Annotated in this window: 14 protein-coding genes; 7 read left to right on the top strand and 7 right to left on the bottom strand. The window is 56.3% G+C overall.

The features are described 5' to 3' along the window. Positions 1 to 2: 2 nt before the first annotated feature. Together pcaD and AC07VI_RS10710 are read left to right on the top strand one after the other, a co-directional pair. Positions 3 to 806, top strand: coding sequence for a 3-oxoadipate enol-lactonase (pcaD, locus tag AC07VI_RS10715; RefSeq protein WP_099374737.1), 804 nt, complete (start codon positions 3 to 5; stop codon positions 804 to 806). A 131-nt stretch (positions 807 to 937) separates the two neighbouring features. Continuing rightward, entirely contained in the window at positions 938 to 2341 is a 1404-nt protein-coding gene (locus tag AC07VI_RS10710; protein WP_086145136.1) for a sodium:solute symporter family protein, read from the top strand. Between the two features lies 1 nt (position 2342). Here AC07VI_RS10710 and AC07VI_RS10705 read toward each other — a convergent pair whose 3' ends face one another. Further along, positions 2343 to 3737, bottom strand: a complete 1395-nt coding sequence (locus tag AC07VI_RS10705) for a GntP family permease (protein WP_492992641.1) — start codon at positions 3735 to 3737, stop codon at positions 2343 to 2345. Positions 3738 to 4151: 414 nt separating this feature from the next. Here AC07VI_RS10705 and AC07VI_RS10700 point away from each other — a divergent pair, with 414 nt between their 5' ends. Together AC07VI_RS10700 and AC07VI_RS10695 are read left to right on the top strand one after the other, a co-directional pair. Beyond that, positions 4152 to 4481, top strand: coding sequence for a helix-turn-helix transcriptional regulator (locus AC07VI_RS10700; RefSeq protein WP_492992643.1), 330 nt, complete (start codon positions 4152 to 4154; stop codon positions 4479 to 4481). A gap of 2023 nt (positions 4482 to 6504) precedes the next feature. Beyond that, positions 6505 to 7362 (top strand): hypothetical protein, encoded by an 858-nt coding sequence (locus AC07VI_RS10695; protein ID WP_492992645.1) that lies wholly within the window; start codon positions 6505 to 6507, stop codon positions 7360 to 7362. Positions 7363 to 7475: 113 nt separating this feature from the next. On the opposite strand, the gene AC07VI_RS10690 is transcribed toward AC07VI_RS10695, so the two are convergent. Both AC07VI_RS10690 and AC07VI_RS10685 read right to left on the bottom strand, forming a co-directional pair. Continuing rightward, positions 7476 to 7787 carry a hypothetical protein gene (locus AC07VI_RS10690; RefSeq protein ID WP_492992647.1) on the bottom strand — a complete coding sequence of 104 codons (312 nt, stop codon included), beginning with the start codon at positions 7785 to 7787 and terminating at the stop codon, positions 7476 to 7478. A gap of 67 nt (positions 7788 to 7854) precedes the next feature. After that, entirely contained in the window at positions 7855 to 8097 is a 243-nt protein-coding gene (locus tag AC07VI_RS10685) for a hypothetical protein (RefSeq protein WP_492992649.1), read from the bottom strand. Positions 8098 to 8311: 214 nt separating this feature from the next. On the opposite strand from AC07VI_RS10685, the gene AC07VI_RS10680 reads away from it, so the two are divergent. Continuing rightward, a complete protein-coding gene (locus tag AC07VI_RS10680; protein WP_492992650.1) occupies positions 8312 to 8593 on the top strand; it encodes a hypothetical protein in 282 nt (93 codons plus the stop codon). Between the two features lie 189 nt (positions 8594 to 8782). On the opposite strand, the gene AC07VI_RS10675 is transcribed toward AC07VI_RS10680, so the two are convergent. Then, a complete protein-coding gene (locus AC07VI_RS10675) occupies positions 8783 to 9148 on the bottom strand; it encodes a helix-turn-helix domain-containing protein (RefSeq protein ID WP_492992652.1) in 366 nt (121 codons plus the stop codon). Between the two features lie 124 nt (positions 9149 to 9272). Between AC07VI_RS10675 and AC07VI_RS10670 the strand changes: the two genes are divergently transcribed. Together AC07VI_RS10670 and AC07VI_RS10665 are read left to right on the top strand one after the other, a co-directional pair. Further along, the gene (locus tag AC07VI_RS10670; protein WP_494808789.1) at positions 9273 to 9914 is read left to right on the top strand and encodes a hypothetical protein; all 642 of its coding nucleotides are present in this window, start codon (positions 9273 to 9275) and stop codon (positions 9912 to 9914) included. Positions 9915 to 10058: 144 nt separating this feature from the next. Continuing rightward, positions 10059 to 11210, top strand: coding sequence for a carboxypeptidase-like regulatory domain-containing protein (locus tag AC07VI_RS10665; RefSeq protein ID WP_492992656.1), 1152 nt, complete (start codon positions 10059 to 10061; stop codon positions 11208 to 11210). Positions 11211 to 11336: 126 nt separating this feature from the next. Here AC07VI_RS10665 and AC07VI_RS10660 read toward each other — a convergent pair whose 3' ends face one another. From AC07VI_RS10660 to AC07VI_RS10650, 3 genes are all read right to left on the bottom strand, one after another. Then, positions 11337 to 11696: a hypothetical protein gene (locus AC07VI_RS10660; protein WP_492992658.1), complete on the bottom strand. Its 360-nt coding sequence runs from the start codon at positions 11694 to 11696 to the stop codon at positions 11337 to 11339. Next, positions 11693 to 12361, bottom strand: a complete 669-nt coding sequence (parA, locus tag AC07VI_RS10655; protein ID WP_492992660.1) for a ParA family partition ATPase — start codon at positions 12359 to 12361, stop codon at positions 11693 to 11695. The genes AC07VI_RS10660 and parA overlap by 4 nt, the downstream gene beginning before the upstream one ends. 1254 nt (positions 12362 to 13615) lie before the next feature. After that, positions 13616 to 14905, bottom strand: a complete 1290-nt coding sequence (locus AC07VI_RS10650) for a DNA primase family protein (protein WP_492992662.1) — start codon at positions 14903 to 14905, stop codon at positions 13616 to 13618. Positions 14906 to 15004: the final 99 nt, after the last annotated feature.

Below are 15004 nucleotides of genomic sequence, written 5' to 3'. Positions count from 1 at the left end.
TGATGACGCATACAGGCAACGACACTGCCGGGAAAACGTGCGAGGTGGACGGTATCGGCCTGCATTACCGTACCGATGGCGAGCGCGGCAAACCCTGCCTGCTGCTGTCGAATTCCCTCGGCACGGATTTGTCCATGTGGGACGTGCAGGCGGCCGCGCTGGCCGGCGACTTTTTTGTCGTGCGCTACGACACGCGCGGCCATGGCCAGTCCGCCGGCGGCGGCGCGCCGTTCGGCATCGAGCGGCTGGGCCTGGACGTGGTGGCGCTGCTCGACCACCTCGATATCGCGCGCGCCGCTTTCTGCGGCATTTCCATGGGCGGCCTGACGGGCCAGTGGCTGGGCATACACCAGCCGCGGCGCTTGACGCAGCTCGTGCTGGCGAATACGGCGGCGCGCATCGGCGCCGCCGCACCGTGGCAGCTGCGGGCGGAGCAAGTGCGCCGCGACGGCATGGCCGCGGTGGCCGATGGCGCCGCCGCGCGCTGGTTTACGCCGCAGTTGATTGCGCGCGAGCCGGACACGGTGGCGCGCATGACGGCCACGTTGCGCAGCCAGGATGCCGGCGGCTATGCGGCCTGCTGCGAAGCGCTGGCCCAGGCGGACTTGCGCGCGCAAGTGGCAACGATAGCCGTGCCGACCCTGATTATTGCTGGTGAGCACGATCTCGTGACCACTGTCGACGACGGGCGCTGGCTGCAGCAGCGGATCGCCGGCAGCCGCCTGGCAAGCGTGCCCGCCTCGCATATCTCGAACGTCGAGGCGGCCGACTTGTTTACGGCACAGTTGCGGACCTTTTTGTTGTGAGGCTTGCTGTACCGTATCGGTATGGCAGGAATTTGACTTTCCTCTGAGCACCGTCACCGGCTGGTCCGGCATGCGGCAGGGGAAGCTTTCTTGAAAAATAATAATAAGAAAAGCAGACTTGGAGTAGACGGATGGAAAACAGATTGATCATCATCGCTGCGATCACGGTGGGCTATTTCGCCCTCATGTCGTACATTACCTACAGCGTGCGCAAGCATGCCAACAGCGCCGAGGGCATGACGGCGGGTGGGCGCAATTATCCCGCTTACCTGATCGGCGCGCTGTTATTGTCGGAATTTATCGGCAGTTCCGTCAGCATCGGCACGGCCCAGAAGGGCTATGAACTGGGCATTTCCGCCGCGTGGAACCTGGTGGCGCTGTCGCTGGGCTTCTTGCTGCTGGCCATCGTGCTGGTCAAGAAATACAAGGAAAGCGGGCAGTCGACGATTTCCGGCATCCTGGCGCAAACCTACGGCGAGCCCGTGCGTTATGCGGCTTCCGTCCTCACCATCGTAGCGCTGGGCATCGTTGCCGTGGCCCTGTACGCGAGCGGCGGCGCCGTGCTGGCCGCTGTGTTGCATATCAATAAAACCGTGGCTATTTTGCTGGTGGGCGCCATCACGGTGATCTATGTCAGCCTGGGTGGCATGCGCTCGGTCGTGTACACCAATTTTGCCCACTCCATCGTCAAATACCTGGGCGTGATCCTGGCGCTCGCATATGCGCTGGAAGCCTCCGGCGGCATCGGCGCGCTGCAGGCGCAATTGCCGGCCAAGATGTTCAACTGGGTCGAGATCGGCTGGGGCCAGATCTTCGCCTGGATGATCGGCGGCATCGGTTCCATCTTCGCCACGCAATACGTGATCCAGGCCCTGGTCAGCACGGACAATCCGGCCGTGGCCAAGCGCGCCTGCTATTACGTGTCCTCGCTGATGATTCCGTTCGGCCTGATGGCGGCCCTGATCGGCATGTGCAGCGCCGTGCTGTATCCGGGCATGAAGTCGATCGATGCCTTTCCGACATTGATCGCGCACATGCCGGCGTTTTCCGCCAGTATCATGATCGTCGGCCTGGCCGGCGCCCTGTTCGGCGGCATTTCCGCCACCACCCTGGCATCGGCCACCCTGGCCATGAAGGATTTTTATGACCCGTGGTACAACAAGGCGAAGAATGACGCGAAATCGCTGATGTTCCTGCGCATCGCCATCGTCGTGGCCGGCCTGCTGCCGCTGGTGCTGGCGCTGTATGCGGAAAAACTGCTGATGATCGCCTTCCTCGGCAAGGCCCTGCGCGCCACCCTGGCCGTGCTGGTGCTGATGGCCTTTTACGCGCCGAAATTCGGCACCCCGCGCGGCGCCTTCGTCGGCGTGATCGTCTCCGTGATCGCCACCATCGGCTGGTTCCTGGCGGGCAATCCGTATGGCGTGGACAGCTCCTACCTGGCGCTGGCCGGTCCGCTGCTGACGATGGGCATCAGCCACCTGTTCAAGCCGGCGCAAGCTGTGGCGAAGCCGGCATCGTCGTCGCGCCTCTAGGTTAGACCAGCCCCGTCATGTAATAGATGGCAATGACGAGGAATACGGCCACCGTCTTGATGACGGTGATGCCGAAAATGTCGCGGTAGGACTGGCGGTGCGTGAGCCCCGTGACGGCCAGCAGGGTAATCACGGCGCCGTTGTGCGGCAAGGTGTCCATGCCGCCGCTGGCCATGGCCACCACGCGGTGCATGACTTCGAGCGGGATATGCGCCTGTTGCGCGGCCTGGATAAAACTGTCCGACATGGCCGCCAGCGCGATGCTCATGCCGCCCGAGGCCGAGCCCGTGATGCCGGCCAGGGTCGTCACGGACACGGCCGCGTTGACGAGCGGATCGGGCACGCTGCGCAGGGTGTTGCTGACGGCAAGAAAACCGGGCAGCGCCGCGATGACGCCGCCGAAGCCGTATTCGGACGCCGTATTCATGGCCGCCAGCAGCGCGCCCCCGACGGCCGCCTTGGTGCCTTCGGCAAAGGCGGCGCGGATGCGCCCGAAAGCGGTAATGCACACGAGCAAGATTCCCAGCAACAAGGCGCCTTCCACGGCCCAGATACCGGTCACGGAGGCGATCGCCGTGGACACGGGCGCATGCAGGCCCGGCAGGGCCTCGGCGGTGAGCACGTAGCTTGCGCCATACCAGTGGGGAATCAGCTTGGTCAGCGCAAAGTTGGCCACGCCCACCAGCACCAGAGGCGCTACCGATAGCAGCGGGTGGGGCAAGTTGCCCCCACCGGTCTTGGCCTGCTCCGTTTCCACTCCATACCCTTCGCCCGTCGCCATGACGGAGCGCCGGCGCCATTCCAGGAAGGCCAGGCCCATGATCACCGTCAGCACGGCGCCTATCGTGCCCAGCCACGGCGCAGCCCAGCCGGTCGTATTGAAAAAGGTGGTGGGAATGATGTTCTGGATCTGCGGCGTACCAGGCAGGGTATCCATGGTGAACGAGAACGCGCCCAGGGCGATGGCGCCCGGCATCAGCCGCTTGGGAATATTGCTCTGGCGATACAGTTCGGCCGCGAACGGGTACACGGCAAACACCACCACGAACAGCGACACGCCGCCATAAGTGAGCGCGGCGCACACGGCGACGATCACGGCATTCGCGCGCGCGCTGCCGATGTAGCGGATGGCCGCCATGACGATGGACTGTGAAAAGCCGGACAGCTCGATCAGCTTGCCGAACACGGCGCCGAGCAGAAAGACGGGGAAATACAGTTTGATAAAGCCCACCATCTTTTCCATGAAGATGCCGCTGAACACGGCCGGCACGGCGGACGGATCGGTGAGCAGCACGGCACCGAGCGCGGCGACGGGCGCAAACAGGATCACGCTGTAGCCGCGGTAGGCGGCCAGCATGAGGAAGGCCAGTGCGGCCAGAACTATCAGGAAAGACATCGGTCAGGCCCTTGCGCGAGAAGTGATCAGGATACTAATGATGCAATTAATATCATACTTCTCAGCAAGCTGCCAACGCGCAGGTCAAGGTGCCAGCAGTTCGAGCCGGCACAGTGAGGAAAACGGCTGGTCGGGGTGAGAGGATTCGAACCTCCGGCCTCTGCGTCCCGAACGCGCCTTCTCCGTCATTAGACCCGCTCCGTTGAGGGGTCTTTTCATTATAAATCAAATACTTGCGTTCAGCTGCGCTCAGTTTCGCGCAGCTTCGGGTAGTGGCAGGTAATACGTAGTTGCCACTAATTTGCCACTGCCCTTTGGACCTTTTTCAGCGCTACGGTGTCTTTTTCCGGAAATCTGCGAAAAAGAATAACTCCCTTTACTTACACGCTGGACCTCAACTCATGGAGTTCCAGTATGACCACTACCAACGCCTTCAAACCGCTGACCAAAGATGACGTAGCCGATGTGTTGGGCGTGTCCTTGCGCACTATTGAAAACTGGGTGAACGAGCGAACCCTGCCCGCACCCAAGAAGCTGGGCAATAGAGTCTACTGGCACCCCGCAGTTTTTTACGCTTGGCTGGAGCATCAACTGACCGCCGAAGAGACCCTCCCTACGAATTTCCAACCGCCTATGGAGAAACCACAGAAGGCTGCACGGAAATCAAAGGTGAAATCCTCGAAGTCTGAAGTCGATATGTTGCGGTCGCGCGACCAAGCGAAAATTGACGCGCTGCTGGCTTAACCGTATGTTGCAAGGTAAGCGTTGGGTGTAGATGTTGGCCTCGGCCGGGCTCTCTGTGCCGAGGTGTCGAGGAAGAGGACTGACTTGTGGCGAAGCCCTGAAGCGTGGCGCCCGACATGGAAAAGCAGTCGGGCCAAAATTGCCCTCGTTCGAGGGCCGTCGCGTCTGCCGGCCACTTTAAAGCGCGGCGACGGTAGCGGCAATCAGGGCTTTCTTGGTGTCGCCAGCATCCGAGACTGCCATGCTGGTGAGGGTGACCTCGCGGAGCCTTTACATCCGCTGCTGTATCTGCGTCGGGCTTGTGTCGCCTTTCTTAGTTGCTCGTTTTGTCTGGGTGGTGGGAATGGCGGTGATTGCTGCGTTTTTCATGCATGGCCTCTACGTCTACGGTTGTGAAAACCCGTATATCCAGAGGATTTATATGTCGTAAAAATCACGCGCCGAGTGCGAAGTTGCTTTCATTCCGGCGCGGTCGTGGTCGCAGCCGATATCGACAAGACTGAGCTCGCGAATCCTATCGACGTAACCAGCGACGGGAAGACCGCCAGCAACTAAGCCGGCGGTCTTTAACATCAATCGGTAAGCCAGAGGGAATCCTCTTGGCCACCTGGTTTGAACTTCTCTATCCTTGCCGCTGGTTCAGCCGCTGACTTGCGCCAGCGCTGCCCAGCCATTTTGCATTCCGGCATCGCTCATTCAGGCGCCAACCTGAATTCGCGTTTGCAGCCGGTACAAAAGTCGGTGGATGCCCGCCAAGGCATCCGTCCCCCAACGCCCTTTCCACGGGACGCTAGTTTCACTACGCTCGTCAATTTTTCATCCGACACGGCTCTCGCCGGCCACTCGATTGCATACTCAGGGATACATCTTGTCCGGGGAATGACCCCCGCCCTTATGCGCCGAAATTCAGGCGCTACGACAGCAATCGGCTTATAGCCCTTGGTTTGCGGGGAGCCAAAAATCCCCCGCACGCGCGGACCATTTTGTGTTGGTTAGATACGCAAGGCTTCACGAACAGACCACTGCTTCCTCTCGAACGGTATTGTTTGCTGGCGCATCTCCAGATTTCATCAGGCCGACCCCATTAAGCACCCGATTACTCATCACAATCTTCTCCGTTCAATTCCAGAAATTCCAGGCACTGCAGGCCCTAGACAGTTCTTGTTCTCACAATGCCCTCGCGGGCAATTACACGCTTTTGCTCCAGGTAACGCTCGAGACTGGCCGGTGCGACCCGGGTCATCTCTCGCTGCTGTGCATACCCCTAGACCGGTTCTAGCCGGTGTTGTGTATACCCGCGGTCTACGATGCTTGCGCACCTCGACTCGCCCGGCCTGACTACGTGTGTGCTTTTTGTCGTGCGTCTGCTCCCTATCTGGGGAGCAGGTGGCACACCAACGGGCAGGCTTCACTGCCATCTCGCATATCAAGAGCTCGCACCGACGGACAAGGTCGGTGGTCACAGGCTTACGCCCTGTTGAACGAATCAACATCTATTTTCCAATCGCACGGGCTCGCTCACAACTTCTATGTCAGGAATTGTGCGCCAGTCTGTCACTCCGCTCATACCGAAGCGGTACAACTTATGAAGTAGACACGGAGGATTAGTCGTCCCTTAGGACGGGGTTACTCTCCGTGCCCCTTCCGACACGTAGCGGGCACTTTTTTGGAATGCACTACGCGCTGTGGCACCAGGTGGCTAACCTGGTTCACGCCGGATGAAATGTTGACGATGCAATGCTGAACGGTTTGGCGACCTGTTCAGCACTGCGAGCATGGTGAAACTATGTTCGATAGTGCTGGCGTTGGCGCGCCGTCTGGTTCAGTGCGATGCAAAGTCAAATCTTGACCTTCGCAAGCGTATAGCAACCAGTCTCGGAGAATCGAATCGGTCGCTGGGAAAATCGCGAAATGGGTTCAGTTTCTGCAAACAATAGGGCGTCTGTGCACGGCCCCTCCGGGGCCTCTTGGCGCGTTACCTATACGCGGCATCCCAAACAAAAAAATAACCTGGAGACGCACAATGAGAGCCGCCGACGCCGCACTTCAAATCAAAGTTCCTCGCAACAAAACCGTCCTGATGCAGCTCTTGCAGCTGTTGGTGTTCCGCCGCCACTATTGGTGGTGCGGCGGCGCTATGGCACCCAAGAAGCTCGGTGCCTTTGTCGCAAAAATGGCGGTCCGTTATCCGATTATCCGCACCGCCCGAGGCCGTGCCTACGACCGTACGAGAGGCCTAGCGGCGATGCACTTTATCGCCTATCCGCTTGCAAATGGCCTGGTCGCCTGGTGGCTATTGTCCGATGACGGGAAGGGCGGATTGAACGACCCGGCCACGCCTGACGCGCATGTGGCGAAGAACGCCATGGCCGCCGATGGGCACATTACGTTCACCGACTATGTTTTGCATTACGCGCACAAGAAGTCCCCGCGTCACCTTCCGGACAAAAAGACTGGCAAGGAGAAACTGGTGTTCAAGGACGTCTCGACGTGGACCTGGAAGCTCTCCGATGCCGCGTTTAACGAGACCAAAGCGGCCATCGAACTGGCTGCGGTGAACTTCAAGTACGGTGCCGAGGGAGCTCATGGCGGGCGCCCATGGGGTGTCCTTGGCATACTGGTTTGTCAGCGGTCACGTCCCTTGTTTTCTGGGGTTAGAAACCAGGTTATTGACCTCCATCGGCATGCGGACTCGCACTGGGGACGCGTGAAAAGGAAATGGCAAGGGCAGCATTCTGCCGAGTGCTCCCGCGACGGTAGCAAGGCGGGCGAGCTTCGTACGCTAAAGGAAATCATGAACCATCATTTGCCGAAGATGGTGCGAATTGCTATATATGGAGATACCCCGAAAACTGTTGGTGACTTGGCACGAAAAATATAAATTGGAAAATGGCGGAAACCTGTAAAGGAATCCGCCATGAAAAGAAAATAATCTGGCCTAGTACTTTTTTTCTTTACACACCGTGGTTCTAAAAATTCTAGTTCCGGACTTAATCAGTGATGGGTGTGGAGCTTTGATTCCGGGAAAGTGAACATCCATGGATTGTCTTCCCGCGCAAGTCGCATCAGGTAAAATTGATAACTGATAATCAACCATGCCGTTAGCTCAGAAAAAGCAATCGTTTTATTTTTCCCAGTAACGTGTTCGCATGCCGAGAACGAAGCTTCGATTCGTTCAATTAAGAACGGAATTGGCTCATCTTCCGGTAGTTCCTTTTCATGGTCCATTCGCTTGGCTAATTCTGGGCTGTAGATACGCAAGTCCAGAAGCTTTTCAACGATATCACCGATGTCGATGGGCTTCATGCTTTTCCCTCAATGTTGTTAGTCGGCGTCTGCATTAGGTCGTCAGAGAAGCATGGCGGCTGCAGCGCTATGCTTCAGCCAGCGCGTCCTCGATGGCATCCTCCAAAGCACCTAAATGTTTCTCGAAGAAAATCGGTGCCCTGCATAGGGTGCCGTGCTCGACGGCTTTTACCTTGCAATTTTTCGGGATGTGAACCAGGTGGCTGATGAGCTGAGTCCTTTGACGTGCCTGCTTCTTATTTTTGGCCTGGATAAATGCGATGATTTGCCCCGATTTTTTGAATTCAAAAATATTATTTGTAATAGTCATACCGTATGTCCTTGTATTCTTGTTGGCAGTATTTTTCACGTGCTAACACGTATAGCTACAGTCTCCGGGATATGATAAATATTCTTAATATAGGTTTAAAAATATTTTTTGGATAAAAAGAACTCGTTCTTTTTATATGCCTAAAAAATAGTCATATCTATTTAAAAAATTCTGCTAGAATTTTAAGTTCAATAATAAAACAAAAGAAGATAAGATGAAATTTATGGCGCAACTTTACGACCTGCTGTTTGCTTCAACTGGTACTTTTGATTCTGATGCGGGGTCGGCAGGCGCAAGCGAAACGAACGACTTTTCATCATCCGATGACTTCATGGTCAACCCGGCAACCGGCCTTCCAATGACCGGGGGGATTGGAGGTTTTGATATGATGGGAAATTCGTTCGGATTCGATTTAAATCATCATGACGACAGTGCGTCGATGTCCGACCATTGGGAGTCCGTGTCAATGGTCGACACGGGGTCTATGTTTGACTAAGGCTTTTCATCTACCGGCACGGGATTCGACGATTGATAGCTCAGTTGGGAGCGGCCGGTTCAGACCTTCTGAGAACCAGCCTGCAGCGGGGCTATTCGCCTAGGTCTTGTCGGCGGGCGCAGGCTGCACCGAACTGTCTTGCTTGAGCACAGTTCGATAGTCGGGGATGGTACGTGCAGCTGGCGCCAATTATTTCTTCTTGCCAGCCTTCCAGTGCGCTGCATACGACGCAGAGAATTCATACAAAAACTTTTTTTCGCGCGCCGGAAGGTCTTTTATCACCTCGACTAGCATATCCGTCATCGCGCTGTCCTTGTCCGTGTCGGCCAGAAGGGCAGTAAGGGAGACTTTCAAGACCCTTGCAACCTCATCCAAACGGTCGATAGATGGCAGTTGGGCGCCGGTCTCAATGCGCGACACGGTGACATTTTCCAGGTCGAGGGATTCGGCCAATTCTGCCTGTGTGAGTCCGAGGGCGAGCCTGGCGATTTTGATGTTGCGGCCTATCCGAATGCCGAGGGTGCTCCCGCTGGCGGCCTTGGGTTTCCTTGGCATGTGACTTTCTCACGAAAATGCAGCATGGTCGGACGCTCACCATTTTATTGAAATGATATAAAACGATATTAAACTTGATGTAAAATGTTGTTTTACGTAAACTGTTAGTGCCTTGGCATCAGGAATGGAAGCAATGATGGCTGTAAGAATGAAAAAATTCATGAGGGAGTTACCGGTCTTTCTTGGGTTGCTCGCATGCCTGCTGTTTCCCGGCATCAGCCACGCTTATTCAGCCATCGCCTGGGTGGAGCGGCATCCCGTTATTACTACTTATGCAGGATGGAACTTCCCTACCCAGAAAATTGCAGACTCCACAGCGTTGAACGGATGTCGAACGGCAGCAAAGGAAGCCGGCCTGTCGAAATCAGCGACAAATTGCAAGGTGTGGCATAGACAAAAAGGGCCCGGAGCGGGCGCAATTGTTTGTGGCAAAACGGGATGTTCGATGAGCACTGGTTACGACAGCGAGCAGGATGCGGTAGACCGGGCCTATCAACAATGCGAGGAGCACAAGTATGTTGAATGCCAAAAAACCGGAATTACCCACTGGTGGGACGATGCGGGATACCCGAAGCAAACCGCGCGCAATGCGGCTCCTACGAAAGCCTGCGGGCCGCCGCCCGGCCAGACGGTGCGTTCGACGTATCAGTGCAATAACGGTGACTGCACCAGGACATTCGAGAACGGATGCACGGTCCGCTTCCAAGCCCCTTATTGCCATGACCCGCTAACCGGAAAATGGGAGTGGAAGGCAGACGGCTGCTAAAAAATACCACAGCGAAAATTGCCATGGCAACGACAAAGGCCCCATCCGAAAAACAAAGCATTGGCGTTGCTCTGAATTACACATTTTGAAATCACCAAGTGGCTGCTTGAGCAGCCATGCTTATGTTCACATCCAAAGGCAGACATGAAGAAGACAAAGACATCGAAAATTTTGGCGGTAGCTGCCGTTGCACTGTTAGCCGGCTGCGGAGGCGGTGGTTCGAATAGTGGCAGCGGCGCGGTAACTCCGCCTGTGACCACGCCCCCGACTACGGTGCCAACTACGGTCACCAATCCTCTGACTGGCGCGGCCGCGCCAGGCGTCCCCACCAAAACCATTCGCGGTGAGGCATATGTCGGCGCTGTTGTAACGGCCTATGGTATGCAGCCCGACGGCAGTTCCGGTACTGCCCTGGGTGCGTCGGCCACGACTGACGTCAACGGCTACTTCACCATCACGGCCAGCGACGCCCCGATGGGTATGGTGCGCCTGGTGGCCGTCGGGGGGAAGACGACCCGTGCGGCAGACAACACCGTGCAGCCGGGCGGAACGCTGGAACTGGTGGCGCCGTTCATCAGTACCGAGTACAACAATTTCAAAATCAGTCCGCTGACGGACATCGCCGCTAATGCTATGACCTATCAGGCTCGAAAGGGCGCGACGCTGGCAAGCGCCTTCTCGACTGGCATGCAGAACCTGCTGTCTCTAGACTCGGCGAATCTATTCATGATGGAAGACAAGTCGGTGTACCTGAATGTGCTTAAGGGCGCGGTCAAGAGTGACACAACGACCTATGGCGCTCAGTCGCTGCAGAGCCGTGAACTGCTCGACGGCTTGGGATACCTGGGCGTGATGCTTGACCTGCCGGCAAGTGCGGTGGCCAAGGCGGTCGGTGCTTCTGCCCAGGGCGGTTACGCGGCAAGTGGCGTGGATGGTGCGGGTAACGCCATCAACGTCGGCGCCTGGTCCAACGGTGTGTTCGTGCCGGCCGCGGCCATGATGCTCAAGACACTGATGGACGCGAAAACGCCGGATGCACAGAAGGTCACCGACTCTGCGACTGGCACGAAGGTTGCGCCACGCCTGGTTGAGTATGTGAGCCGCTACATGATTGCCGACTTTGTGATGGACACGGCGTGCCGCAGCAATGCTTCGGTCTACTACACAAGCCGCTATCCGTTCTACCAGGTTGACAGCCAGGGCAAGATGGCTGCCGCCGACTGCAGCGCAGCCGCGCAACGTATCGCCGACCTGAAGGCGCGCATCGCCACCAACAGCAGCAGCGCAATGAAGTAATAGGCTTGTTGCTATTGCGCCCCTACCCCGATTGCCCCGCCAAAACACCAGGTAGGGTATTTGGGTGTCACGGGTGTGTAAAAATACCGTTATAGCGCGATGAGCGTTATAACGGTATAGAGCAAATCAGCTTTTCCTGCCAGGCACAAGCTTTTCAAGCCGGCCAAGTACCTCGACTAATTGTTGAGCACTGAGTAGCCCCAGTGCATGCAATCCGGCACGCACGACCTCGCTTTTGCTGGTCGAACTCCGACCCTCCTTGTTGGCCATGATGCGCATTTCCTCGATTCGTGCATAGTCATCCGGGGGCATGGAGAATGTGTCCCGTACGACGGATGATTTTTTTTCAGTTGGCCTGGTTTCGGTGGCGGGTTCGGGAGCCTTCAACAGAATAGAATCCGCCTTGTCGAATCGGTCCACCAAAGCGACATCCTGTTGCGTGACTGTCGCCCGAACCTTGACATTATCAAACATTTTTTTCGTCATTTTTGCTCTCCCAGTAGCGCCAACACCTCGTCGGCGAGTGCCTTGACCTCATCGGCCGCCGCCTTCGCATCGCGGCCCAACGCCGAAACCGATACGCCGCTTACGACTGCCTCCTGATACGCGGTTCGGTTCGTCATCCTCGACGACATCAATGGGATGCCGAATTCACTCAGTTCTTGCATGATGGCGTTTGATAGCGAGGTCCTTACGACCCTGTTGGGCAAAATGACGGCTTTCAACGCTGGATTGAAATCTGTTCCCCGTTCAATCAAACGTTTGACTCCACGAGCCGCCCATAAGTCTGCAGGCGAGGGTGGCAACGGCACGATGACCAAGTCGGCTACGAGAATCACCGATTGCGGGCTTAACGAATCCAATCCCGGTGGGCAATCGACGATGATGAAATCGTAATTTCCGAGATGTTTTTGAATTTCCCTGTGCACTTTTCCTGCGTGCGCTGAGAGATTGACCACGGCAGCCGGAAACGGCTTGCCTTCCGGTGCCGCGTGGGCCCAGGCGGACGCTGATGCCTGCGCATCACAATCCGCCACGAGAACGCGGTAGCCCCGCTCAGCGAGCTCGCCCGAGAGGACCATAGTGGTGGTGGTTTTGCCAACTCCTCCCTTGGGATGATTTACGGCGATTAAAAATGCTTGCTTATGCATATAAGTTTCCTTTGATTGACAGTGCTCGGTTGGAACGGTGGTATTCGTTCTACTGATATGTAGCGAATGGATTTATATCGGCGGTGGACCGCGGTCCAAGCTGATACGGTCTTCGGAGCGAACCGGGCGACCGCGGAAGGCAGTGACAGAACGCGATGGCGCGCATACCGATGTGTTACAAATCATGTTCGCGTTGTGGCCTGAACACGTGTAGCGAACGCGCGGCGGAAACAGGGATGGCGATGCGACATTTTTGAAGTAGACGGAAAGGGCGGCCACAGATGGCCAGCCTGGTATTGACTGTCTCTGGCGGAGTCAATGAATATGTCGGACGTTTCAGTGTCAGTACCACTGCCAGCGTCAGCGACTGGGCCGTGCTCGCTCCGCGCACAGGGTCACGTCGTATCCTCAAAGCCCCTTCGCGCCCAGCAACGGACACGATATTTTTCAACGGCTACTGAGTTTGAAGAGAGCGGTCGAACCCGCATATCGTTTCCATGCATTCCCGCTCTACGAGCGGGCACTGCGACCGGCGGGCACGTGGAAGCCATAGCGATTCGCATACGGTTTGTAGTTGCATACCATATGTAGCTGCACACGGTTAGTAGTCGCAAACGGTTAGCAGTCTGGGGCGAATCAGTTGGCCAGGGAGCTCGGCGGGTGCTGTGGTGCTGGGTAAGGTGTAGTGCCTGTGGCCGACACAATGCGATTGTCGAACTCACGGCCAGTTGCTTGGCAGGGCAGGGAACGTTTTTCAAAGCATCGCTGCATTGCTTGGAACCTTGGACAACTGCCGCGGTAGCGGCGCCGTTTCTTTTGTTCTTTGGGAAAAGTTCTTCTAATAATGGAAGTGGGTCCCGCGTGCGCTTGGTCGGCATTTTTTTCAGGCGAAGACTGCGCTGGCACATGAGCGAATGCCGGAGGCACACACGTTACGTTTCCTGAATGACCTGATATTGTGTGTGTCAAGTGTGCCAGGCCATTCTTTAAAAATGGTTCGTTGAATTATGCCGTTCCTGTCATAGGTGAGTTGTTTTTCTTTGTGTCAAGTGTGCTAGGCAATATTTAGAACTAATACGCGGGTGAATATGGTTTCCTGAAATTCTACTGAATATTAAATAGTTATTGAATTTGCCCGGCACACACGGCACACATGGGAAAAACGCCCATATCTATGGGCGTTTTGTGCTCCGACCAACTTGAACTCCTTGGCGCGTTCGGTCACATCAGCGGATAGGTAAGGTGATTCCCATTTTAACCGCCGACTAGAGCCAAGCCTGATTTCCGCATGCCGTTCGGGAGAATCAGATTGCAGTAACGGATTTGTTGACTACCTTCGCGCTTGCGCCCCTCCTCCAAGGACACGATGCCGCGAATCGTTTGCCAAAAGCGGGGGGATGCCATCGACGTCATTCCGTTACGTGAACACCAGTCGCGGTAATGCTCATAAACGCCATCTTTTGTCGATTGCAGTGAGTCAGACTCGAGAATGTCGTTCTCCTCGAACCACGCTTGTACTGAGTTGGTTTCCCGCCTTGCATCGCTCAGGATATTCTGCATTGCAAACGGCAATGCCGGTTCAAATGCGCCACGTTTCTGCAAACGTAAGAGGCCTTCGAGAGCCCAGTTGAGCACGCCAGGCATTTCGGCACGGATGATGTTGTCTGCCAAAAGCGGGTCGCGGTCACTTTCTTTCACCGTCACGGCAAAGGGCACAATGTCCCATCGACGCCAGAAACCAATGCTATGGTCAGTAATGGCAGGAAGATGATTCCCCAGCACCAGCCATTTGCCGCGGATGTGAATACTGAGGGGGGTCTCATATTTCCGGTCGATTTGCACTCTTTCTCCGGCAATCAAACTCTTGAGAATTTGCTCGTTGATGCGTGCCCTTGGAACTTCATCAACGTAAATTAGGCTTGCGCCGATGAGGACGGAGAGGCTGAAGCCGTCAAGCGCATCAAGGCCGATTGCGGCAGTATTGCCGTGTAATTTCTGAACAATATTGGCCAGCACGCCTTTGCCGTTGGCGCCACTTCCCAGCCACAGCTGGGCCTTTTGATACCTGGCGTCCGACGTCAGCGTATAGCCGATATATTCCTGCACGCGCGACCGGACCGCTGGGTCCGGCAACACCATGTGTAAAAACTTCTCAAATTGGGTAGCTGGCCCAAAATCCGGCCGGAACTCACAAATGAGTGAGTGTTTGATTCCGAGCGACTTGTCCGGAGAAATCAGCGATAGCTCGCCATCCTTGACATGAACATAACCGTTTGCACACGGAATCACGACATCAGTCGACTCCTTCACCACTTCAGGAAGCCAGAGCTTCGCGCAATTGACCGCTTTCCTGGCGTTTTCGGCGGTGGTATGGCTTGGCTCGGACGTTGCAAGCCAGCGGTATGCCTGTTTGCAGGCAATATCATCGTCTGTAACGGCCCAATGGTTGCCTGTCCAGGTGTGAATAAGGCCGCCGTCGACTGCATGGTCGCCCGAAGCATTCAGTGTCGTAGCGTATAGGTGAGGCTCGAAGCGCGCTGTCATTTGCAGCTCCCAACCCGGATTTCGACGTGACTGGCGAGCCAACTGTCGATATCGGTTTGCCGCCAGCGCAGCAACCGTGTACCTGGGATGTGTATCCGC

The organism is Janthinobacterium sp. GW821-FHT03A03 (assembly GCF_059421435.1).
This window is presented reverse-complemented; position numbering and strand designations above follow the sequence as displayed.

Bases quoted from the DNA above. Each gene is read 5' to 3' on its own strand.
- AC07VI_RS10670 (WP_494808789.1), top strand. From the start codon at position 9,273: ATGGAAGCAATGATGGCTGTAAGAATGAAAAAATTCATGAGGGAGTTA.
- AC07VI_RS10695 (WP_492992645.1), top strand. From the start codon at position 6,505: ATGAGAGCCGCCGACGCCGCACTTCAAATCAAAGTTCCTCGCAACAAA.
- AC07VI_RS10705 (WP_492992641.1), bottom strand. From the start codon at position 3,737: ATGTCTTTCCTGATAGTTCTGGCCGCACTGGCCTTCCTCATGCTGGCC.
- AC07VI_RS10680 (WP_492992650.1), top strand. From the start codon at position 8,312: ATGAAATTTATGGCGCAACTTTACGACCTGCTGTTTGCTTCAACTGGT.
- AC07VI_RS10700 (WP_492992643.1), top strand. From the start codon at position 4,152: ATGACCACTACCAACGCCTTCAAACCGCTGACCAAAGATGACGTAGCC.
- AC07VI_RS10685 (WP_492992649.1), bottom strand. From the start codon at position 8,097: ATGACTATTACAAATAATATTTTTGAATTCAAAAAATCGGGGCAAATC.
- AC07VI_RS10690 (WP_492992647.1), bottom strand. From the start codon at position 7,787: ATGAAGCCCATCGACATCGGTGATATCGTTGAAAAGCTTCTGGACTTG.
- AC07VI_RS10675 (WP_492992652.1), bottom strand. From the start codon at position 9,148: ATGCCAAGGAAACCCAAGGCCGCCAGCGGGAGCACCCTCGGCATTCGG.
- pcaD (WP_099374737.1), top strand. From the start codon at position 3: ATGACGCATACAGGCAACGACACTGCCGGGAAAACGTGCGAGGTGGAC.
- AC07VI_RS10665 (WP_492992656.1), top strand. From the start codon at position 10,059: ATGAAGAAGACAAAGACATCGAAAATTTTGGCGGTAGCTGCCGTTGCA.
- AC07VI_RS10710 (WP_086145136.1), top strand. From the start codon at position 938: ATGGAAAACAGATTGATCATCATCGCTGCGATCACGGTGGGCTATTTC.
- AC07VI_RS10650 (WP_492992662.1), bottom strand. From the start codon at position 14,905: ATGACAGCGCGCTTCGAGCCTCACCTATACGCTACGACACTGAATGCT.
- parA (WP_492992660.1), bottom strand. From the start codon at position 12,361: ATGCATAAGCAAGCATTTTTAATCGCCGTAAATCATCCCAAGGGAGGA.
- AC07VI_RS10660 (WP_492992658.1), bottom strand. From the start codon at position 11,696: ATGACGAAAAAAATGTTTGATAATGTCAAGGTTCGGGCGACAGTCACG.